The 20,699-nt window shown below is 64.4% G+C and carries 18 protein-coding genes; 9 read left to right on the top strand and 9 right to left on the bottom strand.

The window, feature by feature from the left end; genetic code table 11:
• Positions 1 to 200 precede the first annotated feature (200 nt).
• A complete protein-coding gene (locus tag AC0WRY_RS34015) occupies positions 201 to 1,166 on the bottom strand; it encodes a sensor histidine kinase (RefSeq protein ID WP_491122497.1) in 966 nt (321 codons plus the stop codon).
• A 179-nt stretch (positions 1,167 to 1,345) separates the two neighbouring features.
• Between AC0WRY_RS34015 and AC0WRY_RS34010 the strand changes: the two genes are divergently transcribed.
• Entirely contained in the window at positions 1,346 to 2,182 is an 837-nt protein-coding gene (locus AC0WRY_RS34010) for an SDR family NAD(P)-dependent oxidoreductase (RefSeq protein ID WP_194405064.1), read from the top strand.
• Between the two features lie 153 nt (positions 2,183 to 2,335).
• Here AC0WRY_RS34010 and AC0WRY_RS34005 read toward each other — a convergent pair whose 3' ends face one another.
• Together AC0WRY_RS34005 and AC0WRY_RS34000 are read right to left on the bottom strand one after the other, a co-directional pair.
• The gene (locus AC0WRY_RS34005) at positions 2,336 to 3,712 is read right to left on the bottom strand and encodes a cytochrome P450 (protein ID WP_194405063.1); all 1,377 of its coding nucleotides are present in this window, start codon (positions 3,710 to 3,712) and stop codon (positions 2,336 to 2,338) included.
• Positions 3,713 to 3,857: 145 nt separating this feature from the next.
• On the bottom strand, positions 3,858 to 5,093 hold the full coding sequence (locus tag AC0WRY_RS34000) for an LLM class flavin-dependent oxidoreductase (RefSeq protein ID WP_194405062.1): 1,236 nt from the start codon (positions 5,091 to 5,093) through the stop codon (positions 3,858 to 3,860).
• A gap of 250 nt (positions 5,094 to 5,343) precedes the next feature.
• Between AC0WRY_RS34000 and AC0WRY_RS33995 the strand changes: the two genes are divergently transcribed.
• Together AC0WRY_RS33995 and AC0WRY_RS33990 are read left to right on the top strand one after the other, a co-directional pair.
• Entirely contained in the window at positions 5,344 to 6,747 is a 1,404-nt protein-coding gene (locus AC0WRY_RS33995) for an MFS transporter (protein ID WP_194405061.1), read from the top strand.
• A gap of 147 nt (positions 6,748 to 6,894) precedes the next feature.
• Entirely contained in the window at positions 6,895 to 8,100 is a 1,206-nt protein-coding gene (locus tag AC0WRY_RS33990; protein ID WP_194405060.1) for an extracellular catalytic domain type 1 short-chain-length polyhydroxyalkanoate depolymerase, read from the top strand.
• A 155-nt stretch (positions 8,101 to 8,255) separates the two neighbouring features.
• On the opposite strand, the gene AC0WRY_RS33985 is transcribed toward AC0WRY_RS33990, so the two are convergent.
• Entirely contained in the window at positions 8,256 to 8,558 is a 303-nt protein-coding gene (locus tag AC0WRY_RS33985; protein WP_491122496.1) for a hypothetical protein, read from the bottom strand.
• 139 nt (positions 8,559 to 8,697) lie between these two features.
• Here AC0WRY_RS33985 and AC0WRY_RS33980 point away from each other — a divergent pair, with 139 nt between their 5' ends.
• A complete protein-coding gene (locus AC0WRY_RS33980) occupies positions 8,698 to 9,063 on the top strand; it encodes a winged helix-turn-helix transcriptional regulator (protein ID WP_194405058.1) in 366 nt (121 codons plus the stop codon).
• Positions 9,064 to 9,067: 4 nt separating this feature from the next.
• Here the strand turns inward: AC0WRY_RS33980 and AC0WRY_RS33975 are convergent, their stop codons facing one another.
• Positions 9,068 to 9,736, bottom strand: a complete 669-nt coding sequence (locus AC0WRY_RS33975; protein ID WP_212064949.1) for an MBL fold metallo-hydrolase — start codon at positions 9,734 to 9,736, stop codon at positions 9,068 to 9,070.
• 88 nt (positions 9,737 to 9,824) lie between these two features.
• Complete coding sequence (locus AC0WRY_RS33970) at positions 9,825 to 10,943, bottom strand: vWA domain-containing protein (protein ID WP_194405056.1); 1,119 nt, start codon at positions 10,941 to 10,943, stop codon at positions 9,825 to 9,827.
• A gap of 225 nt (positions 10,944 to 11,168) precedes the next feature.
• Between AC0WRY_RS33970 and AC0WRY_RS33965 the strand changes: the two genes are divergently transcribed.
• Positions 11,169 to 12,767, top strand: coding sequence for an alpha-amylase family glycosyl hydrolase (locus tag AC0WRY_RS33965; RefSeq protein ID WP_194405055.1), 1,599 nt, complete (start codon positions 11,169 to 11,171; stop codon positions 12,765 to 12,767).
• An 87-nt stretch (positions 12,768 to 12,854) separates the two neighbouring features.
• Here the strand turns inward: AC0WRY_RS33965 and AC0WRY_RS33960 are convergent, their stop codons facing one another.
• Positions 12,855 to 14,555 carry an alpha-amylase family protein gene (locus AC0WRY_RS33960; RefSeq protein ID WP_194405054.1) on the bottom strand — a complete coding sequence of 567 codons (1,701 nt, stop codon included), beginning with the start codon at positions 14,553 to 14,555 and terminating at the stop codon, positions 12,855 to 12,857.
• Between the two features lie 154 nt (positions 14,556 to 14,709).
• Between AC0WRY_RS33960 and AC0WRY_RS33955 the strand changes: the two genes are divergently transcribed.
• The gene (locus tag AC0WRY_RS33955) at positions 14,710 to 15,201 is read left to right on the top strand and encodes an MmcB family DNA repair protein (RefSeq protein WP_194405053.1); all 492 of its coding nucleotides are present in this window, start codon (positions 14,710 to 14,712) and stop codon (positions 15,199 to 15,201) included.
• A 153-nt stretch (positions 15,202 to 15,354) separates the two neighbouring features.
• Here the strand turns inward: AC0WRY_RS33955 and AC0WRY_RS33950 are convergent, their stop codons facing one another.
• Together AC0WRY_RS33950 and AC0WRY_RS33945 are read right to left on the bottom strand one after the other, a co-directional pair.
• Positions 15,355 to 15,909: an ActR/PrrA/RegA family redox response regulator transcription factor gene (locus tag AC0WRY_RS33950; RefSeq protein ID WP_008141807.1), complete on the bottom strand. Its 555-nt coding sequence runs from the start codon at positions 15,907 to 15,909 to the stop codon at positions 15,355 to 15,357.
• 102 nt (positions 15,910 to 16,011) lie between these two features.
• Positions 16,012 to 17,334 carry an ActS/PrrB/RegB family redox-sensitive histidine kinase gene (locus AC0WRY_RS33945; protein WP_194408498.1) on the bottom strand — a complete coding sequence of 441 codons (1,323 nt, stop codon included), beginning with the start codon at positions 17,332 to 17,334 and terminating at the stop codon, positions 16,012 to 16,014.
• A 106-nt stretch (positions 17,335 to 17,440) separates the two neighbouring features.
• Between AC0WRY_RS33945 and AC0WRY_RS33940 the strand changes: the two genes are divergently transcribed.
• The 3 genes from AC0WRY_RS33940 (at position 17,441) to AC0WRY_RS33930 (ending at position 20,610) form a co-directional block, all read left to right on the top strand.
• Positions 17,441 to 18,232, top strand: coding sequence for an ABC transporter ATP-binding protein (locus AC0WRY_RS33940; RefSeq protein ID WP_491122495.1), 792 nt, complete (start codon positions 17,441 to 17,443; stop codon positions 18,230 to 18,232).
• A 109-nt stretch (positions 18,233 to 18,341) separates the two neighbouring features.
• Positions 18,342 to 19,160: an ABC transporter permease gene (locus AC0WRY_RS33935; RefSeq protein ID WP_194405051.1), complete on the top strand. Its 819-nt coding sequence runs from the start codon at positions 18,342 to 18,344 to the stop codon at positions 19,158 to 19,160.
• Between the two features lie 121 nt (positions 19,161 to 19,281).
• On the top strand, positions 19,282 to 20,610 hold the full coding sequence (locus tag AC0WRY_RS33930) for a polyhydroxyalkanoate depolymerase (RefSeq protein WP_194405050.1): 1,329 nt from the start codon (positions 19,282 to 19,284) through the stop codon (positions 20,608 to 20,610).
• Positions 20,611 to 20,699 lie beyond the last annotated feature (89 nt).

The raw sequence follows: 20,699 nt of genomic DNA, 5'->3' as shown, positions 1-20,699 counted from the left end.
TTTCAGCGCGCCTTTGCAATGGACGCGATCTTGCGCGGTTCCCTCTTAAGTTTGGTTAAGGGCTCCGGAGAAATACGGGGGTGTTTTGAAGGAAACCTGGGACAAGGCGGCGCGTGCTGACGATCGTCATTAACAGAGGGTCAACAGCGCACGAGAAAGGGCGGCGACGACGCGGGTGCGCTTTCGCTTGGAGCGCGATGCTATTCGCTTCGCGGGATCCGGCACTGCATGATGCAATGCAGCCCGGTCTTCAAATACGAGATCTCGGTTCTGCCGTCGAAGGCCGACAGCGCCGATTTCAGCAGCTTGGTGCCGAAGCCGGGCTCGGAGACCTTGTCCACGCTCGGTCCCTCGGTTTCGTCCCAGGTGATGGTCAGGCGATCGTCGCTGACGGTCCACGACACCTGCAGCAGGCCGCGCGGTGAGGAGAATGCGCCGTACTTGCCGGCATTGGTGGCGAGCTCGTGAAACATCAATGACAGCGTGACCGCGAGCTTCGGCGGCAGGAACAGCCGCTCGCCATTGAGAGTGAAGCGGACATGCCCGTAAGGGCCGAGCTCCGAGATCAGGAGATCGCGGATGTCGCAGCCGGCTTTGTCGATCCGTGAGATCAGATCGTCGGTCGCGGCCAGCGAGCGCAGCCGCGGATCGACGCGGGCCCAGACCAGCGGCTGGTCATGCAGCACCTGGTGCAGCACGGCGTGCACGGTCGACAGCTTGTTCTTCAGCCGGTGCTGCAGCTCGTCGACCAGCAGCTTGCGATACTCTTCTTCCTCGATCAGGCTCTTGGAGATCCGGCGCTGCTCCGCCAGCATGGTGCGATAGTGCTCGACGCCCCAGATGGTGAGCGCGCAGACCGCCCAATAGAGCGCGAGCAGGGCAAACCGCGCGCGATCGGCAAAGGCATCGCCGAAATTCACGATGACGCCGAGCACGCCGCCGACCAGCGCGGTCACGATCCCGATCCGGAAGCCTCCGAACGCCGCGGCAAAGAACACGGCCGGAAAGTAAGGGGTGAAGTAGACGTCGGGCCGCACATGGGCGAGCGCCCAGCGCGCCAGCGTCGCAACCAATAGGCAGGCCACCGCAAAGGCAATGCTCAGACCGAGCGAGGGTGGCGCCGCACCCTGCCAACCCCTGCGGAATTCCTCGATCAGCTTCCCCATGCGCAGCCCAGTTGCGATATGCGTTCGAAAATCGAGCGGCCCATCAGGATGTTACGCAAACCGTCCGCACAAGCATAGCTTGCCTTGCCGGAGACGGGCAGGGATACTAGCCGGCGCGGCGATGGCAGCGGCCGATGTTCGCCATTTGGCATCAAATCGTTCGAAAACAGGAACATTCCATGGGCAGGCTGGACGGCAAGGTTGCGGTGATTACGGGAGCGACGAGCGGGATCGGATTGCGCACCGCGGAAGTCTTCGTTGCCGAAGGTGCCAAAATTGTGATCGCGGGCCGGCGTATACCGGAAGGCGAGGCGTTGGCATCGCGGCTCGGGCAGACTTGCATCTTCCGCCAGACCGACGTGACGGTCGAGGCGCAGATGCAGGCTCTGATCGCGCTCGCCGTGGACAAGTTCGGCCGGATCGATTGCCTGTTCAACAATGCCGGCGGCCCGGCGCAGACCGGCGGCATCGAGGGCCTCGAAGTCGAGCGTTTCGATGCGGCGATGGCGACGCTGGTGCGCAGCGTCATGCTCGGCATGAAGCACGCCGCGCCCGTCATGAAGAAGCAGGGCAGCGGCAGCATCATCAACAATGGCAGCATCGCCGGCCGCCTCGCCGGCTTCTCCTCCTCGATGGTCTACAGCGCGGCCAAGGCGGCGGTGATCCATCTCACCAAATGCGTGGCAATGGAGCTCGGCGAGTCCAATGTGCGCGTCAACGCGATCTCGCCCGGCGCGATCGCGACCGGCATTTTCGGCAAGGCACTTGGGCTGTCGACCGACGCCGCGGAGAAGACGCCGGCGGTGATGCGCGAGGTCTACAAGACCGCGCAGCCGATCCCACGTGCCGGCCTGCCCGACGACATCGCCCAGGCTGCCGTGTTCCTCGCCAGCGACGAATCCAGCTTCATCAACGGCCACGATCTCGTCGTCGACGGCGCCATGACCGGCGGCCGCAACTGGAGCCAGCAGCAGCAGGGCTATGTGGCCCTGCGCAAGGCGTTCGATCAGGGGTAGCCGATAGGTCTCGTGTCCCGGACGCGCTGCAGCGCTTGCGCTGCTGCGCAAAGCCGGGACCCGGGGATCTTGGGGCACATTGCGCTTGGGGAGATGGGCCCCGGCTCTGCGGAGCGGCACTTCGCGCCGCACCGCGTCCGGGGCACGAGAAAGTCACACCGCCTTCACCCGCACCCTCAACCCGTCCCGCGGTTTCGGGATCGGCCACATCTGCCAGTCCGGCTTGTAGCCCGGCTCCAGCGACACCTCGATGTTCTGCAAAAAGTGCCGCGCGAAGCATTTCGCCTGCATGTAGGCGAAGTGCAGGCCGAGGCACATATGCGCGCCGCCGCCGAACGGGACCCAGGCGAAGCGGTGGCGGCCGCGCTGGGCCTCGTCGGTGAAACGCATGGGATCGAAGCGGTCCGGCTCCGGCCAGATGTCCTTCATGTGATGGGTATAGAGCGGATTGACGCCGACCGCGGTGCCGGCGGGAATCGTGAAGCCCTTGAAGGTGAAATCGCGCATCGCGCGGCGCGGCATCGAGGGCACCGGCGGCTTGATCCGCAACGCTTCCTTGAACGCCATCTCCGACAGCGGCATCTTCTCGAGATCGTCGAAGCTGCTCGGCGCGCCCGGCGCAAGCCCGAGCGCGAGAACTTCCGCGCGCAGCCGGTCCTGCCAGTCCGGATTGGCGGCGAGCTCGCCGATGAAGGAGGTCAGCGACGAGGTCAGGGTGTCGTGCGCCGCCATCATCAGGAAGCTCATATGGTCGATGATGTCCTGCTCGGACAGCAGCGCGCCGTCCTCATGGGTGGCGCGGCAGAGCTGCGAGAACAGATCGTCGCCGCCGTGATTGCCGCGTCGCAGCGGGATCTGCTCGCGGAAATAGGCGACGATGCGCTTGCGGCCCCTGACGCCGGCAGCCATCTGGGTGCCGGGCAGGGGGCGCCGGATCGGGGCGACGGCGGCCGCGACCATGTCGACGAAGGCGCGGTTGATCTCGTCGACCTCAGGCCCGATGTCGGCGCCGAGGAACGAGGCCGCGGCGAGATCGAGCGTGAGCTGCTTCATCGCCGGGTAGAGCTGCATCTCCCCGGGTTTGGCCTTCCACTGCGCGACCCGCGCGGCGATGCCGCGGTCGAGATCGGCGAGGTAGGATTTCATCGGCCCGGACTTGAACGCGACCGACAGCGTCTTGCGGTGCAGCCGGTGCTCGTCGAAATCGAGCAGCATCAAGCCGCGCGGAAACAACAGGCCGAGCACCTTGTTCCAGCCGTGGGTCGAGGAGAACAGTTTCTGCTGATCGAACATCACGAGCTCGTTGGCCTCCGGCCCGAGCAGCACGACATTGGTCTCGCCGAACACATGGGTGCGGTAGACCGGACCGTATTTGGCGCCGTTCGCCTCGATATGGCCCTTGGGATCAGCCAGCACCTGCAAGGTCTTGCCGATGATCGGCCAGCCTTCGTCGCCGGGAATGTGCGTCAGCGCGTTACGCTTGGGCGCGGTGTAGTCGGGCGCCGTTGCGGCCACATTCTGCATCGACATGACGATTGCTCCGGTTGGCGGGCGCTTCCAGCGTAGCACAATCCAGGCCCGGTGATGCGACGCTTGCTGGCGCAAATGACCGCAGGCGACATCGTCTCCCCCGGGCTCGCGCTGCGCGCGCCCGGGGGCGACGAGTGGATCCGTCCTACCGCTTCGCCGCTTCCTTCTGCAGATCCGGGGCGTTGACGGCGGGAATGGCGACACGGCCCGGGCCGGTCACCTTCAGCGCCTCGGCGGCCTTCTCGTTCTCCATGATCTTGGCCATCACCGCCTGACCCGCGCGCTCGAAGATCGCGCGGTTCTCGATCACGAATTTTTGCGAGCGGCGCAGGGCGTCGATATAACCGTTGATTTCAGGCACGACGTAGCGCGCCACCATGTCCCAGCTACGGCGCGTCGCTTCCGGATTGGCCCAGTCGTGCACGAAGCCGATGATGGCGCCGACCCCGCCCGACACCTGCATCACGTTCTTGATGGTTTTGACGAGATCGTCGGGCGTGCCGATGGTGGAGGCCGCGCCCTCGACGAAGGCGGTCTTGTCCACGGCCTCATCCGGGGAGGAGAATGCGGTGAGGCCCGGCCGCTGCAGCGTGCCGACATTATATTCGTTGTGCCAGCGCATCAGCCCGGCACCGGCCTCGCGGCGCGCCTGCTCGCGGGTCTCGGCGATGTGGAAGGTCAGGAGCACGCGCCAGTCGGCACGGTCGACCTTCGTGCCGTGCTTCTTGGCGGCGTCCTCGGCGAACTGCCATTGCTGCTGCAGCGACATCAGGCCCTGCGTCGTCATCGATCCCAGCGAGATGATGCCGATGCCGTATTTGCCCGCGAGCGTCATGCCAGAGGGCGAAATCTGCGAGGCCACGACGAACGGCATCTCTTCCTGCAAGGGGAGGATCTGCAGCGCGGCGTCGTTCATGGTGAACCAGTCGCTCTTCGCCGTGACGCGCTCGCCGTTGAACAGGCGCCGGATCACGCCGATCGCCTCGTCCTGGCGGTCGCGCTGCGTCATCGGGTCGATGCCGAGCGTATGCGCGTCGGAGGCGAGCGCGCCGGGGCCTGAGCCGAAGATGGCGCGGCCGCCGGTCATGTGGTCGAGCTGCACCATGCGCTGGGCGACGTTGTAGGGATGGTGATAGGGCAGTGACACCACGCCGGTGCCGAGCTTGATCCGCTTGGTGCGCTCGCCGGCCGCGGCCAGGAACATCTCCGGAGAGGCGATCATCTCCCAGCCGGATGAATGGTGCTCGCCGCACCAGAACTCGTCATAACCGAGCGCATCGAGCTGCTCGACCAGGTCGAGATCGCGCCGGAACTGGAGCATCGGATGCTCCCCGATCGGGTGATGCGGGGCAAGGAAGGCTCCGAACTTCAGGCGTGCCATGACGTTTTCTCCGGCTTTGATTTTCTGTTTGTTGAGGCGACAAGGCTACGTGCCTGATGGCACGAACGCAATCGCGCGGTGTCCCGCGCGACGGAATGCAGGCATGCGTGTTTTTTCCCTCTCCCCGCTTCCGGGGAGAGGCGAAGGGTCGCGCCTTCGAATGAAGGAAGCGCGGAGTCCTACCTCGGAGGTAATCGCGGCGCTGCAAACGATCTGAAATCATCGGCCGCGTCTTCAGGGACCTGGACCGATGCATCAAATCGTCACAAGGCCGATCGATTCGACCCGCCGCTGGTGGGTGCTGGCGATCGTGGTCGCCGCCCAGTTCATGTTCGGCGTCGATGCCTTCATTGTGAACGTTGCCATTCCCACCATTGCGGCGGAGCTGAAGGCGACTCCGGCGCAGATCGAATCCGTCATTGCCATCTATCTGATCGCCTATGCCACGCTGGTCGTCACCGGCGGCCGGCTCGGCGACATCCATGGCACCAAAAAAATATTCCTCACCGGTGTGCTCGGCTTCACCCTGACATCGCTGTGGTGCGGCCTCGCGCAATCCGGCGCGGAGCTGATCATCGCCCGGCTGGCGCAGGGCGCGACCGCCGCGCTGATGGTGCCTCAGGTGCTGGCGACGCTGCATCTGTTGTTCACGGACGGCCAGCGCAGCCGCGCCTTCGCCGTCTACGGCATCGTGCTCGGGCTTGCCGGCGCTGCGGGCTTCCTGCTCGGCGGCCTCTTGATCACGGTTGATCTGGCCGGCACCGGCTGGCGTTCGGTGTTCTTCGTCAACGTGCCCTGCGGCCTCGTCATTGCAGTTGCCGCCTGGCGCATCATGCCGTCGGCGCCGCGGCGGTCAGGGACACGGCTCGACATCAAAGGCAGCGTGGTCCTGTTCGCAGGGCTGCTGTGCCTGATCGGCCCGCTGCTGTTCGGTCACGATGTCAGCTGGGCGCCCTGGCTGTGGGCGGTGATGGCGCTCGGCGGGGTCATCCTGGCCGCATTCCCACGGCTGGAGCGCGCCGTCGCGCGCGCGGGCATGCCGCTGATCGACCTGGCGCTGCTGGCGGACGCCGCTTTCCTGCGCGGGCTCGGCGCCGCCTTCTTTTTCTTCTTCGCCAATCTCTCCTTTTACCTCGTCATGACCCTGTTCATGCAGCGGGGCCTGAAGATCCCGCCACTCGCGGCCGGCATGGCGTTCCTCCCGCTGGCGCTCGCTTTCGTCGTAGCGTCGCGTCATAGCGGCGTGCGGGCGCGGCATCGCGGCAGCAAGGTCTTGATCGAGGGATGCGCGATTCAGGTCGCGGGCCTCGCCGCGCTCGCGCTCGTCGCAGGCTGCGTCGACGCACCGTCGGCGCTCCTGCTCGCGCTCACCATGATCATCTTCGGCTATGGACAGGGATTGGTGATGGCCCCGCTTTCCGGCGCGGTGCTCTCGACCGTGAAGCCCGTCGCTGCAGGCTCGGCCTCCGGCATGTACGGCACCATTGCGCAGATCGGAAATGCGGCCGGAGTGGCCGCAATCGGCGCGGTGTTCTTCGCGGTCGAAGCGTTGCAATCAACGCGCGCAGGATTCCTGGTCTCGCTTGTGCTGTTTGTGACATTAATCATGATCTGCGCCGCATTTTTGTCGTGCCAGCGTCGTGCGCCTGCATGAAGTTGAGGCAATGCGGTTAATGCGTGCGAGTTTCCGCGGGATTTCCGGGGATTTTCGCCGGATTGACAGCGCACGGTCTTTTTATTTTGCAATGCAGCAACTATCTGGTCTGGCTGGACGTTGAATGTCGCCCACCAGGAAGTTGCCGTGTCACTCGCCAAAAATATCGATCTGTTGAGACGTCTGCCCAGGCTGGACGGTCTGCGCTTCGCCGAGCTCGGCCGCGGCGCGGACGCACCCAGTCCGTTGCAGGAGGTCGCGGATTTCGGCGGCAATCCCGGAGCGTTGCGCATGTTCGCGTTCGTGCCGGAGCAGTTGCAGAAGCCGCGCGCGCTCGTCGTCGTGCTGCATGGCTGTGGCCAGACCGCAGCAGCCTACGATCTCGGCGCCGGCTGGTCGACGCTGGCCGAGCACTATGGCTTCGCGCTTCTGATGCCCGAGCAGCAGCGCATCAACAACGGCAACACCTGCTTCAACTGGTTCAATCCCGAAGACATTGCGCGGGGCAGCGGCGAAGCGCATTCGATCCGCGAGATGATCGCGCACATGGTCGGCGCGCATCGCATCGATCCCAGGCGAATCTTCATCACCGGTCTCTCCGCCGGCGGTGGCATGACGTCGGTGATGCTCGCGACCTATCCGGAGATCTTCGCGGCCGGCGCGGTCATTGCCGGATTGCCCTACGGCATCGCCATGAACCTGCGCGAGGCGCTCGACGGGATGTTTCATTCCCCAATGCGCCCGGCGCGCGAGCTCGGCGATCTCGTGCGCAACGCGTCCGATCATAGCGGCCCCTGGCCGAAAATCTCGGTGTGGCACGGCAGTGCCGACCGCACCGTCAATCCGGGCAATGCCAACGAGATCGTCAAGCAATGGCTCGATCTGCACGATCTGCCTGAAACGCCGATGGCGGAGACCATCGTCGACGGCTATCCGCGCCAGGCTTGGTGGGGCAAGGACGGCGAGACGCTGGTCGAATCCTTTGCCATCACCGACATGGCGCACGGCACGCCGCTCGGCCTTGCCGACAACGATCAGCGCTATGGCGTCGAAGGCGCCTTCCTGATCGAAGCCGGGATCTCCTCATCCTATCACATCGCTAAGTTCTTCGGCCTCACCGACTGGATTGCAGACGCTGCCAAGGCGGAAGCCAAATCGGCAACCAAGCCGGCAGCCAAGCCTGTAAGCAAGCCGGCAACCAAGCCTGGGCTCTCGCCCGCGCCGCATCTCGCCCGTTCGATCCGCGCGGCGATCGCCGAACAGCCGGCCGAGCCGAAGCGCGAGCAGGCCCGCAGCTTCGATCTCGGCCAGATCATCACCCGCGCGCTGACCGCAGCGGGATTGATGAAGTAGCGGCAAAACTGGTGTCGTCCCTGCGCACGCAGGGACCCATACCGCGTGATCTATCGATCGTGGCCGGTAGACGTACCGAACTCCGAGCGCCCGTACTCACTCCTCCCTGGGGTTATGGGTCCCTGCGTGCGCAGGGACGACAGAGGAGTTTGCGGCTACCCCGTCTGATCGATCCACTCGATCGGCGTTGCCGTCACCTCGCCGCCGGACACTTGCCGTGTCATCGCCGAATAGGCCTTGAAGAAATCGCGCGATTGCAGCGTTTTCTGCGCATCCTCGTCGGCGACGCTGGCGAGATGGAAGTAGTGGCCATCGTCGCGGTTCTTGAGGACGCGATAGCCGACCCGCCCTTTCAGTTCCGGATCGCCGTCGATCGCCTTGATGAAGCGCGCGATCTCCTGATGCCAGGCTTCCGTCGTACCGTTCCTGAATTCGTACTTGATCGTGAAGTGCTTCATGTGACGCTCCCTGTTCGTCATGTGCGTCTTCATCTGCGCCTTGTGGGCGCCGCTGCAAGTATGGACAAAATTGATAGTATGGACTTTTTCGCCGTCGCTCCTATCCTCTCCCAAGCTGGATGCGCATGGAGAAGACGACATGGCAAAGGCAATTCCGGCGCGCAGCTGTCCGGTCGCGGCCTTTCAGAAGATGATCAGCGGCAAGTACAAGCTCCGCATCGTCTGGGATTTGAAGGACGGTCCGCGCCGCTATGGTGAGATCCGAAGCGGCCTGTTGCGCGGTACCACCGGCAGCGCCGAGATCACCCCGCGCGTGCTCAGCCGCGAGCTGAAGGCGCTCACGGCGAGCGGCCTGATCGATCGCAAGGACTTTGGCGAGGTGCCGCCGAAGGTCGAGTATCGCCTCACCCGCAAGGGCAAGAGCTTCGTGCCCGTCGTCGCGGCGATCCGCGAATGGGGCGAGCGCAACCTTGGTGAGACGGCGCTTGTGGACGCCGCCGAATAGACTCTCACATCTCGCCGGTGATGAACGGATTGGTCATCCGCTCCTGGCCGATGCTCGAGCCGGCGCCGTGGCCGCAGATGAAGCCGACGTCGTCGCCGAGCGGCAGCAGCTTCGTCAGGATCGAGTTGATCAGCGTCGCGTGACTGCCGCCGGGCAGATCGGTACGCCCGACCGAGCCCGCGAACAGGACGTCGCCGACATGGGCGAACCGCAATTCCTTGTTGAAGAACACCACGCTGCCCGGCGAGTGGCCGGGGCAGTGGAAGATGTCGAACGTGAGATCGCCGATCGACACGGTGTCGCCCTCGTTGAGCCAGCGGTCCGGCGCAAAGTTGCGCACGCCGGTCATGCCGAAGCGCGCGCCGCTTTCGACCACATTGTCGAGCAGGAATTTGTCCGCTTCATGCGGCCCCTCGATCGGCACTTTCAGCGCATCGCGCAGATCGGCTGCGCCGCCGACATGGTCGATATGGCCGTGGGTCAGCCAGATCTTCTCGACGGTGACGCCAGTCTGCTTGATCGCGTCCAGGATCTTCGGCACGTCCCCGCCGGGATCGATCACCACGGCCTTCTTGGAGGGCTCGTCCCAGATGATGGTGCAGTTCTGCTCGAACAGCGTCACGGGGACGATGATCGCGCCCGCCTTGGCTTTGGTGTCGTTTTGCTCGGTCATGGCGCCACAATGCCGATTTTTGCCATGCCGCCAAGCAAAAGATTCGCGCGAGGGATCCGGGGAACGGGTGTTCCCCGGATCGCCGCGATTACCGCTTGATCTGCGCCTTCAGCGTCTCCTGGACGACCCCGTCGAAGGACGAGGTTTTCGGCGACTTCACGGCCTGATCGGCGATGTATTTGTCGCGCTTGGCGACCAGCGCGGCGAGCTTCTCGTTCAGGGTCTTGCGCTGTCCGACCTGCTTGGCGACTTCGGCCTCGCGCTGCTCGGGCTTCATCGCGCGCAGGTTCTCCGGCAGGTCCGCGTCCTTGACGGCGGCGACGCTGGTCGTGCCCTTGGCCGCATCGGCAACGAGGTCGCCGCCGCCGGTGACCGCTTCCGCGGTCGCGCGGGCCCGCTTGCCGATATAGCTCGTCATGTCGGCCGCGACTGACGGTGCGGCCGCCGCCACGCTCGCCGTCTGCTGCATCTTCATCTCCGTGCGCTTCTGCATCTCGCGCGGCCCATAGGGGATCACCGTGCCGTTGAGCTGCTGCTGCAGGATGATGATGTCCTGGTCGTACGGCGTCTCGATCACCACGATTTGGCCGCCATCCTGCGGAATCGGGATGAAGCGGCCTTGGCCGATCTGCGCGATGTCGCGCCACACCCGCTCGGTATCGCGGGCATCGCCGGCGAGCACGGCGTTGACGATGATGTCCTTTTGCCTGGCGGCCGCGAGTGTCGTCGGATATTTCGTGTCCTGCGCGTAGTCCATGTGCGGCGGCGCATCGCCGACCAGGAAGACGATGTGCCTGGCGTCGCTGCCATCAGTCCATTGCAGCTTGTTGACGGCGATGTCGAGCGCCTCGTTGACGCTTTCGGGCCAGTCGCCGCCGCCGCGCGCCTTCAGCTCTAACAGGTTGGCATAGAGATCCTGGATGTCGCGGGTCAGCTCGATTTTCGATGTCACGTAATCGTCGCCGATGTCGCGATAGGCGACGAGGCCCATGCGGATATCGGCATCCGGGTTGGAATCGACGATCGCGGTGGCGATCGACCAGATCTTGCGCTTGGCGCCCTCGATCAATCGCGCCATCGAGCCCGTGGTATCCAGCACGAAAGCGACTTCGACGGTGGGCCGTGCCAGGGCCGGGGACAATCCGGCCGACAGCGGCAGGGCAGCGAGCGCGAAAGCGAGCGAGCACAGTGTGATGCGTGACCTCATGGGGTCCCTCCAGTGGGTTTCGTCCCTCGGAACCGAGGTTCCACTGGCATCGCGGTGGGCTGAGGCCGGAACAAAGGCCGGACTGGTGCGAAATTACGGCGATTCCCGGCGAAATCCGCGCCATGCGGTCCCTGGCGACGCCCTCTCAGCGGCGGCCGTCACCCCTGTGTGAACCCTTGGCGCGGTTCCGCGTTGCTGTCCGCGAAGCGCATTCGGGGGATGATCTTGGCTCGGAACGACAAGAACTGGTGGCGTGACGGCATTTTCTATCAGATCTACCCGCGCTCGTTTCAGGACGCCGACGGTGACGGCGTTGGCGATCTCGCCGGCATCTTGCGCCGGCTGCCTTATGTGAAATCGCTCGGTGTCGACGCGATCTGGCTGTCGCCGATCTTCCCCTCGCCGATGGCCGATTTCGGCTACGACATTTCCGACTATACCGGCATCGAGCCGCTGTTCGGCACGATGGAAGATTTCGACGCGCTGATCGCGGCCGTCCATGACAACGGCCTGAAGCTGATCCTCGATCTCGTGCCCAACCACACCTCGGACCAGCATCCCTGGTTCGTCGAGAGCCGATCCTCGCGCGACAATCCCAAACGCGATTGGTACATCTGGCGCGATCCGGCCGGCGACGGCGGTGTGCCGAACAATTGGTTGTCCGAGTTCGGCGGCAGTGCGTGGCAGCTCGACGAGGCCACGGGCCAGTATTATTACCACGCCTTCCTCGCCCAGCAGCCCGATTTGAACTGGCGCAATCCGGATGTCCGCAGCGCCATCTACGACGTGATGCGGTTCTGGCTGGAGAAGGGCGTCGACGGCTTCCGCGTCGACGTGATCTGGCACCTCGTCAAGGATGCCGAATTCCGCGACAATCCGCCGAACCCGCGTTACGTCGAGGGCCGGCCGCCGAACGAGCGCATCCTGACGCAATACTCCACCGACCAGCCCGAGGTGCACGACGTGATCGCCGAGATGCGCCGCGTCACCGATGCATATTCCGCGCGCGTCCTGATCGGCGAGATCTATCTGCCGCTGCACCGGCTCATGGCCTATTACGGCAACGATCTCACCGGCGCGCAGATGCCGTTCAACTTCGCGCTGCTCTCGACATTCTGGAGCGCGCGCTCGATCGAGAAGATCGTCGAGGATTACGAGAAGGCGCTGCCGCGCGGCGCCTGGCCGAACTGGGTGCTCGGCAATCACGATCGCCCGCGCGTGGCGAGCCGCGTCGGCACGGAGCAGGCCCGGGTCGCCGCCATGCTGCTGCTGACGTTGCGCGGCACGCCGACGCTCTATTACGGCGACGAGATCGGCATGCACCAGGTCGCGATCGCGCCGGAGGATGTCCGCGATCCCTTCGAGAAGAACGTGCCCGGCATCGGTGTCGGCCGCGACGGCTGCCGCACGCCGATGCAGTGGGATGCGTCGAAATTCGCCGGCTTCTCATCGGTGCGGCCGTGGCTGCCGCTGCCCGAGCACTGTGTGCGCGACAATGTCGCCAGTCTCGAAGCCGATCCACGCTCGATCCTCAACCTCTACAAGCGCCTGATCGGCTTGCGGCAGAGTTGCCCACAACTGATCGCGGGCGACTATCATCCGGTCGCCGCGCAAGGCGATCTCCTGATCTATCGCCGCGAGGCCGAGGGCCGGGCGGTGATCGTGGCGCTCAATCTCGGTGCGGACCCGGTCACCGCGACGACGAGCGCCGTCCGCTTCGGCAGCAGGATTTTGCTGTCGACGTTCCTGGATCGTGAGGGGGAAGGAATCGAAGGCGTGCTGGAGCTGCGTGGCAATGAGGGAGTGATCGTCGCTCCACCCTAGCTGTTGTCTCGGATCTGCGCGCGCTTAGGGCGCGCTTGTCCGGGACATTCATTGGAGTCTATGGATACAGCGAGGCATGTCGATACGTCACCCCGGATGCTTATTCCCGCGCACCGTATTCCCGTCGATGTCGCTCCGCTTCAACAGATAATCCAGCCCGCCGACGCGGTACCAGCGATAGCCATAGGGCTCCAGCACGATGCGGTGCTGGCCGCGCTTGTCGGCATGGCTGTGGTCCTCCGCGAGCAGATTGATCAAATGCGCGCCGGCCTCGCCCGATAGCCCCACCGAGAACGCGATCTCGCGCGGCTTCTCGTCGAGATTATGCACGAACAGCACCGAATTGTTGCGCCAGTCGTAGCGCATGATGAACACGGCGGGATCGCGCGTCGGGACGATGGCGAAATCGCCCCAGCCGACCTCCGGCACTTCCTTCCGCATGCGGACGATGCGCTCGGTCCAGTTCAGCATGGAGTTGGGGTCGCGCCGCTGCTTTGCCACGTTGACGTGCGGATAGCCGTACGGTCCCTTGTCGATGACGGGGCAGGCCGGCTTGTCGCTCTTGGTGAAGCCGCCATGCGGCTCGGTCGACCATTGCATCGGCGTGCGCGCGCAATTGCGCTCGGGCAGCGAAAGGTCGTCGCCCATCGCGATCTCGTCGCCATAGCGGATCACGGGCGTTCCCGGCAGCGTGCACATCAGGCTGTAGGCGAGCTCCAGCCGCCTGCGGTCGCCGCCCAGCATCGGCGCGAGGCGGCGGCGAATGCCGCGGTCGTAGAGCTGCATGTCCTTGTCGGGGCCGAACGATTTGAACACCGCATCGCGCTGCGCCTTGGTCAGGCGTCCGAGATCGAGCTCGTCGTGATTGCGCAGGAACAGGCCCCATTGCGCCGTGGCCGGCCGCGGTTTTGTTGCTTTCAGCGCCTTGGCCAGAGGGCGCGAGTCCGCCGAGGCCAGCGCATAGAACAGATGCTGGTTGACGTGGAAATTGAACATCATGTGCATGCGGTCGGCGTCGCGGCCGAAATATTCCATGTCGGTTTCCGGCAGCACGTTGGCCTCGGCGAGAATGATGGCGTCGCCCTGCCGCCATTGCAGGAATTCGCGGAACGCGCGCAGCATGTCGTACTGCTCGACCGGCTTCTTCACCTTCGCGCCCTTGGTTGCGATCACGAAGGGCACGGCGTCCATGCGGAAGCCGGAGACGCCGAGCTGGATCCAGAAGCCCATGATCTTGAGAATTTCCGCCTGCACGTAAGGATTCGACGTGTTGAGGTCGGGCTGGAAATCGTAGAAGCGATGGAAGTAATAGGCGCCCGCTTCCTTGTCGCGCGTCCATGTCGATTTCTGCACGCCGGGAAACACCATGCCCTTGTTGGCATTGGCGGGCTTCTTGTCGGACCACACATACCAGTCGCGATAAGGCGAGTTCTTGTCGCGCCGCGCCTCCTTGAACCATTGATGCTGGTCCGAGGTGTGGTTGACGACGAGGTCGATGATGATACGGATGCCGCGCTGCTTGCAGCCATGGGTGAACTCGACGAAATCGCCGAGCGTGCCGTAGCGGGGATCGACGCTGTAAAAATCGGCGATGTCGTAGCCGTCGTCGCGGCCCGGCGAGCTCTGGAACGGCATCAGCCAGATCGTGGTGATGCCGAGGCCGTGCAGATAATCGAGCCGGCGCAGCAGGCCCTTGAAGTCGCCGATGCCGTCGCCGTTGGCGTCCATATAGGAGCCGACGGAGAGGCAATAGATCACGCCGTTCTTGTACCAGAGATCGTCGATCATGCGCGCGCCGCCTCGGTGGTTCCGCCGAGGACCGGCGGCTGCGTGATAAGTGCGTGGGAGAGGGGGAGGTTCCGCATCCTCACCGGTTGTGCGGTAACAGCCCGCCCCTATCGGACAGTGTCCGCCCCACACGGAATCGGCTATCCTCCTCGCCATGGACAACCCCGCCCGCAACCTCTCCCTCGTTCCGCCACCGGATCGCCGCCAATCCGAGACGGCGCTTGCGATCGCGCGCGGCACCTCGCGGCTGTTACGTTCGCTCGGCTTCTCCTGCATCAGCGAATTGCCGCTGCCCTCGGGGCGGCGCGCGGATCTGGTCGCGCTGAACGAGCGCGGCGAGATCTGGATCGTCGAGATCAAATCGTCGGTGGAGGATCTGCGCGCCGATCAGAAATGGCACGAATACCGCGCCCATTGCGACCGGCTGTTCTTCGCCTTCACGCAGGATCTGCCTTGCGAGATCTTTCCTGAAGAGACCGGCCTGATCGTCGCCGACGCCTACGGCGCGCACCTGCATTGCGAAGCGCCCGAGCACAAGCTCGCGGCCGCCACGCGCAAGCAGATGACGGTGCGGTTTGCAATGGCAGCAGCGTTACGGATCAACCGCCTGGTCGATCCGCAGGGGCACGCGGAGTTTTGGGAGTAGGACGGTCTCGTGTCCCGGACGCGCTGCAGCGCGTAGCGTTGCTGCGCAGAGCCGCGACCTGGAAGGCGGCAATGGATTCTGAGAAATGGGCCCCGGCTCTGCAGCGCATCACTTCGTGCTGCGCTGCGTCCGGGGCGCGAGAGCCGTCGAAGCTTACCGCGGCGCGCGCTTGGCCAGAATGCGCTGCAGGGTCCGCCGGTGCATGTTGAGCCGGCGCGCCGTTTCCGAGACGTTGCGGTTGCACATCTCGTAGATGCGCTGGATGTGCTCCCAGCGCACGCGATCGGCGGACATCGGGTTGGTCGGCAGCTCGGACTTCTCCGCGCTGGTCGACAGCAGCGCCGCGACGACGTCGTCGGCATCCGCGGGCTTGGAGAGATAATCGATCGCGCCCATCTTCACCGCGGTGACGGCGGTGGCGATGTTGCCATAGCCGGTCAGCACGATCGCGCGCGCATCCGGGCGCTTCTTCTTCAGCGCCGAGACGACGTCGAGGCCGTTGCCGTCGCCGAGCCGCAAATCGACCACGGCGAATGCGGGCGCCGCCTTGCCGATCTGTGCAAGACCGTCCGACACGGTGTCACATGACGTCACCGCAAAGCCGCGCGTCTCCATGGCGCGCGACAACCGCTCCAGGAACGGCTTGTCGTCCTCCACGATGAGCAGCGAGCGGTCGGTCTGTTCGTTCAGTTCGGCGATGGCGTTCAAGGTTTTGTCCTCTCTCCAACGCGTCTACATATGGCCTCGCAATCGGGCGGTGCCAAGGCCGCCGATAGTCGATCGGCCCTGTTGTGCGACGCAAGGTCGCGGCTATCCTATTGTTTCTTCGAGCGTCTCGATAGCCTCAAAGCGCTCTCGCGGCCAACTGATGTGGACCACGGCACCGTGTTCCGGAAAGGTCCGGTTGGTAAACGAGACCTTGGCGCCGGTGCGCTCGAGCAGTGTCCGGGCGATGAACACGCCCAATCCGAGGCCGCGCCGTTCACCGCCGCCCTCGTCCACGGTTCGCCGCCGCGACAGATAGGGCTCGCCGATCCGGTTCAGGATATCAGGGGGAATGCCGGGGCCGTCGTCGGAGATCACGAGCTCGATCGTATCCTTGTTCCACCACGCATTCACCTCGACCGTGGTGCGGGCGAAATCGACCGCGTTCTCGACGATGTTGCCGACGCCGTAGAGGATCGCCGGATTGCGCGAGCCGACCGGCTCGGCCACGGCGGCGACCGCGATCCGCACCTTGATCTCGACGCCGAAATCGCGGTGCGGGGCCACCACCTCCTCGATCAGCTCCGACAGCTTCATGCGGTCGAACGGCGCGCCGGTGGAGGAGAGCTGGGTGATCTTGCTCAATATGTCGCGGCAGCGCTGGGTCTGCTCGCGCAGCGTCTTCAGGTCGGCGGCAAAACTGGCGTCCTTCACCGTCTTCTCCAGCTCGCGCGAGATCAGGAAGATCGTGGCGAGCGGCGTGCCGAGCTCGTGCGCGGCGGCAGCGGCAAGGCCGTCGAGCTGGGTCAGATGCTGCTCGCGCGTCAGCACCAGCTCGGTCGCGGCCAGCGCGTCCGCGAGCTTGCGCGCCTCTTCAGTCACCTGGAAGGAATAGAGGCTGGTGACGCCGATCGCGAGCACGATCGAGAGCCAGACGCCGACCAGGTAGATCGGCGGCAGCACCAAGGGATCGTCGGAATCCCAGGGCAGCGGCAGATGGAAGAAAAACAGCACCGAGGCGCAGGCGACCGCGAGCAGGCCGAGGCCGAAGGTGAGGCGCGCCGGCAGCGCCGTGGCCGAGATCAGCACCGGCGCGAGGAACAGGAACGAGAACGGGTTCTGCAAGCCGCCGGTAAAGTACAGCAGACCGGCCAATTCCACGATGTTCAGCGCGAGCAGGCCGGCCGCCTGGATCGGCTCCAGCCGCTGCATCGGATTGGCCGCGGTCTGCAGCGCCAGGTTCAGGGCCGCCGACAGAGCGATGATGCTGACGCAGGGGACGATCTCGACGTTGAACTCCAGCCCCTGCGCCACGATGAAGATCGCGGCGAGCTGCCCCAGCACCGCAAGCCAGCGCAGCCGCAGGATCGTATCCAGGCGGATATGCCGCTGCGAGGGGCGGAAGTCGGAAGCAGCAATTTCGGTCATATCGGCCAATGTGGCGGCGCCTTCCAAGGTCACAAACGCTGGGCTCGCGGAACTACCGGATTACAAGCCTTGCGCTCCCTGCCGCAATAGCAGAAGAACGGTCAGCATGACGGAGAATGACGAGGCTTCAAGTCGGCCGACTGTCGCGGAGCGCAGCTCGTCCGCGGCGATCGCGGTCGAGCATCTCGTCAAGGTCTACAAGCAGACTCGCGCCGTCGACGACATCTCCTTTGTCCTGCCGCGCGGCAGCATCACCGGCCTTCTGGGCGGCAACGGCGCCGGCAAGACCACGACCATCGCGATGATCATGGGGCTGGTGCTGCCGACCTCCGGCCGCGTGCAGGTGCTCGGGCATCGGATGCCCGAGGAGAGCGCTGCCGTGCTGGGGCGGATGAACTTCGAGAGCCCCTATGTCGACATGCCGATGCGGCTCACGGTACGGCAGAACCTCACAATCTTCGGCAAGCTCTATGCGGTGAAGAACCTCGCGGGCCGCATCGCAGAGCTTGCGGGCGATCTCGATCTCACCGACTTCATCGATCGCGCCAACGGCAAGCTCTCCGCCGGGCAGAAGACCCGCGTCGCGCTGGCCAAAGCGCTGATCAACCAGCCCGAGCTCCTGCTGCTGGACGAGCCGACCGCTTCGCTCGACCCCGACACGGCCGACTGGGTGCGGGCGCATCTGGAGCGCTATCGCAAGGCGAACAACGCCACCATTCTGCTGGCTTCGCACAACATGCTCGAGGTCGAGCGGCTCTGCGACCGCGTCATCATCATGAAGCGCGGCCGCATCGAGGACGACGACACGCCCGAGGCGATCATGGCGCGCTACAACCGCACCACTCTGGAAGAGGTGTTTCTCGACGTCGCGCGCGGCCGGAAGGAGGCGGTGCGATGAGCAGACGCAGCCGTAGCCCGGATGGAGCGAAGCGTAATCCGGGACGCCTGTCGCTTGTGGCACGATTCCCGGATTGCGCTGCGCCCCATCCGGGCTACGGGGTGTCCTCATGACCGACATCTCCCACCATCACGGCATCTCCGCCCATCGCATCGGCGCGATGATCCTGCGCTATTGGTATCTCCTGCTGTCGTCCTGGCCGCGGTTGCTCGAGCTGTTGTACTGGCCGGCGCTGCAGGTCATCACCTGGGGCTTCATCCAATATTACATCGCGGAGAATGCCAGCTTCTTCGCGCGCGCCGGCGGCACGCTGATCGGCGCCGTCATCCTCTGGGACATCCTGTTCCGCGGCCAGCTCGGCTTCTCCATCTCGTTCCTTGAAGAGATGTGGGCGCGCAATCTCGGCAACCTCATGATGAGTCCGCTCAAGCCGATCGAGTTTCTGCTCTCGCTGATGGTCATGAGCCTGATCCGGCTCGCGATCGGAATCATTCCGATGACGCTGCTGGCGCTGTTCCTGTTTCACTTCAACGTCTATGCGCTCGGCCTGCCGTTGATCGCGTTCTTCTGCAATCTGATCTTCACGAGCTGGTCGGTCGGCATCTTCGTCTCGGGCCTGGTGCTGCGAAACGGCCTTGGCGCCGAGAGCATCGTCTGGACCTTGATGTTCGTGATCTTGCCGCTCGCCTGCATCTACTATCCCGTCAGCGTGCTGCCGGTTTGGCTGCAATATGTCGCCTGGACGCTGCCGCCGACCTACGTGTTCGAAGGAATGCGCGCGCTCCTGATCGAGAACACCTTCCGCACCGACCTGATGCTGGATGCACTGGCCATCAATGTGGTGCTTCTGGTTGCATCTTTTGGGGCATTTCTTGCCCTTTTACGCAGCGCTAGGAAGCACGGCTCGCTGCTGGCGGGCGGCGAATAGCGACACTTTCTCGTGGATTCAGGCCGGTTGAGCCGTTTCGGCCACGTAGATGTACGGAACCATGCATTGACGCAATATTACGCATTCGGCAGTATGCTGCGATGCGAAGAGGAATATAGCGATGCCTATTGGTGAGTTTGGCGGCGCGCCGCCCCTGGCGGCCGAAGGCAGTCCGGTCCTGACGACGCCGATGTACTGGATGTACGAGATGGCGCACGCCTCTCTCAATCCGGCACGTGCGGTCACTGACGCCACCAAGTTGCTGTTTCAAAATCCGCTCAATCCCTGGGCGCGCACCGAGATCGGCAAGTCGGTCGCCGCAGCCTGCGAATTGTTCGAGCGCACCACGCGCCGTTACGGCAAGCCGGAATGGGGTCTCAACGATACCGAGGTCAACGGCATCCGCGTTCCCGTCGAGGTCCGCTCGGTCTGGGAAAAGCCGTTCTGCCGGCTGCTCTATTTCGATCGCAAATTCGCGCGGCCCTTGCGCAGCCCGCAGCCGCGCGTGCTGATCGTCGCGCCGATGTCCGGCCATTATGCGACGCTGCTGCGTGGCACTGTCGAAGCCTTCCTGCCCGCGCATGAGGTCTACATCACCGACTGGGCCGATGCCCGCATGGTGCCGCTCAGCGACGGCCGCTTCGATCTCGACGACTACATCGATTACGTCATCGAGATGCTGCATGTCCTCGGCGGCAACACGCATGTGCTGGCCGTGTGCCAGCCCTCCGTGCCCGTCGTCGCCGCCGTCTCGATCATGGAAGCGCGGCGAGATCCCTTTGTGCCGACCTCGATGACGCTGATGGGCGGGCCGATCGACACTCGCCGCAATCCGACCGCGGTGAACAACCTCGCCCAGGAGCGCGGCATCGACTGGTTCCGCAACCACGTCATCACCAAGGTGCCGTTCCCGCATCCGGGCATGATGCGCGACGTTTATCCGGGATTCCTGCAGCTCAACGGTTTCATCAGCATGAATCTCGATAGGCATATGGACGCCCACAAGCAGCTCTTTGCCCATCTGGTGAAGGGCGACGGCGACCTCGTCGACAAGCATCGCGAGTTCTATGACGAATATCTCGCGGTGATGGATCTCTCCGCAGAATATTACCTGCAGACGGTCGACACCGTGTTCGTGAAGCACTCGCTGCCGAAGGGCGAGATGACCCATCGCGGAACACGCGTCGATCCCTCCAAGGTCACGCGCGTGGCGTTGATGACGGTCGAAGGCGAGAACGACGACATCTCCGGTCTCGGCCAGACCGAAGCAACGCACACATTGTGCAGCTCGATCCCGGATCATCGCCGCATTCATTACGTCCAGAAGGGTGTCGGGCATTACGGCGTGTTCAACGGCTCGCGCTTCAGGTCGGAAATCGTGCCGCGAATTCACGACTTCATGGTTTCGGCGGCGAATCCGAGCTCGTTGCAGGCGCGCGCGGCCGAATAACCTGCTTTTTCGGCTTTCCCGTCGAAAATCCGGTCCCGGCCGGACGTTCCGGATGGGGTGAATACCCGCCAGATTCGCGGTATTTAGGT

The organism is Bradyrhizobium sp. T-12 (genome assembly GCF_058314695.1).
This window is presented reverse-complemented; position numbering and strand designations above follow the sequence as displayed.

What these genes read in the sequence shown, in the direction of transcription:
- AC0WRY_RS33945 (WP_194408498.1), bottom strand. Translation starts at nt 17,334, where the DNA reads ATGACCGAAATTGCTGCTTCCGACTTCCGCCCCTCGCAGCGGCATATC.
- AC0WRY_RS33955 (WP_194405053.1), top strand. Translation starts at nt 14,710, where the DNA reads ATGGACAACCCCGCCCGCAACCTCTCCCTCGTTCCGCCACCGGATCGC.
- AC0WRY_RS33930 (WP_194405050.1), top strand. Translation starts at nt 19,282, where the DNA reads ATGCCTATTGGTGAGTTTGGCGGCGCGCCGCCCCTGGCGGCCGAAGGC.
- AC0WRY_RS34000 (WP_194405062.1), bottom strand. Translation starts at nt 5,093, where the DNA reads ATGGCACGCCTGAAGTTCGGAGCCTTCCTTGCCCCGCATCACCCGATC.
- AC0WRY_RS34015 (WP_491122497.1), bottom strand. Translation starts at nt 1,166, where the DNA reads ATGGGGAAGCTGATCGAGGAATTCCGCAGGGGTTGGCAGGGTGCGGCG.
- AC0WRY_RS34010 (WP_194405064.1), top strand. Translation starts at nt 1,346, where the DNA reads ATGGGCAGGCTGGACGGCAAGGTTGCGGTGATTACGGGAGCGACGAGC.
- AC0WRY_RS33975 (WP_212064949.1), bottom strand. Translation starts at nt 9,736, where the DNA reads ATGACCGAGCAAAACGACACCAAAGCCAAGGCGGGCGCGATCATCGTC.
- AC0WRY_RS33995 (WP_194405061.1), top strand. Translation starts at nt 5,344, where the DNA reads ATGCATCAAATCGTCACAAGGCCGATCGATTCGACCCGCCGCTGGTGG.
- AC0WRY_RS33970 (WP_194405056.1), bottom strand. Translation starts at nt 10,943, where the DNA reads ATGAGGTCACGCATCACACTGTGCTCGCTCGCTTTCGCGCTCGCTGCC.
- AC0WRY_RS33940 (WP_491122495.1), top strand. Translation starts at nt 17,441, where the DNA reads ATGACGGAGAATGACGAGGCTTCAAGTCGGCCGACTGTCGCGGAGCGC.
- AC0WRY_RS33960 (WP_194405054.1), bottom strand. Translation starts at nt 14,555, where the DNA reads ATGATCGACGATCTCTGGTACAAGAACGGCGTGATCTATTGCCTCTCC.
- AC0WRY_RS33935 (WP_194405051.1), top strand. Translation starts at nt 18,342, where the DNA reads ATGACCGACATCTCCCACCATCACGGCATCTCCGCCCATCGCATCGGC.
- AC0WRY_RS33985 (WP_491122496.1), bottom strand. Translation starts at nt 8,558, where the DNA reads ATGAAGCACTTCACGATCAAGTACGAATTCAGGAACGGTACGACGGAA.
- AC0WRY_RS34005 (WP_194405063.1), bottom strand. Translation starts at nt 3,712, where the DNA reads ATGTCGATGCAGAATGTGGCCGCAACGGCGCCCGACTACACCGCGCCC.
- AC0WRY_RS33980 (WP_194405058.1), top strand. Translation starts at nt 8,698, where the DNA reads ATGGCAAAGGCAATTCCGGCGCGCAGCTGTCCGGTCGCGGCCTTTCAG.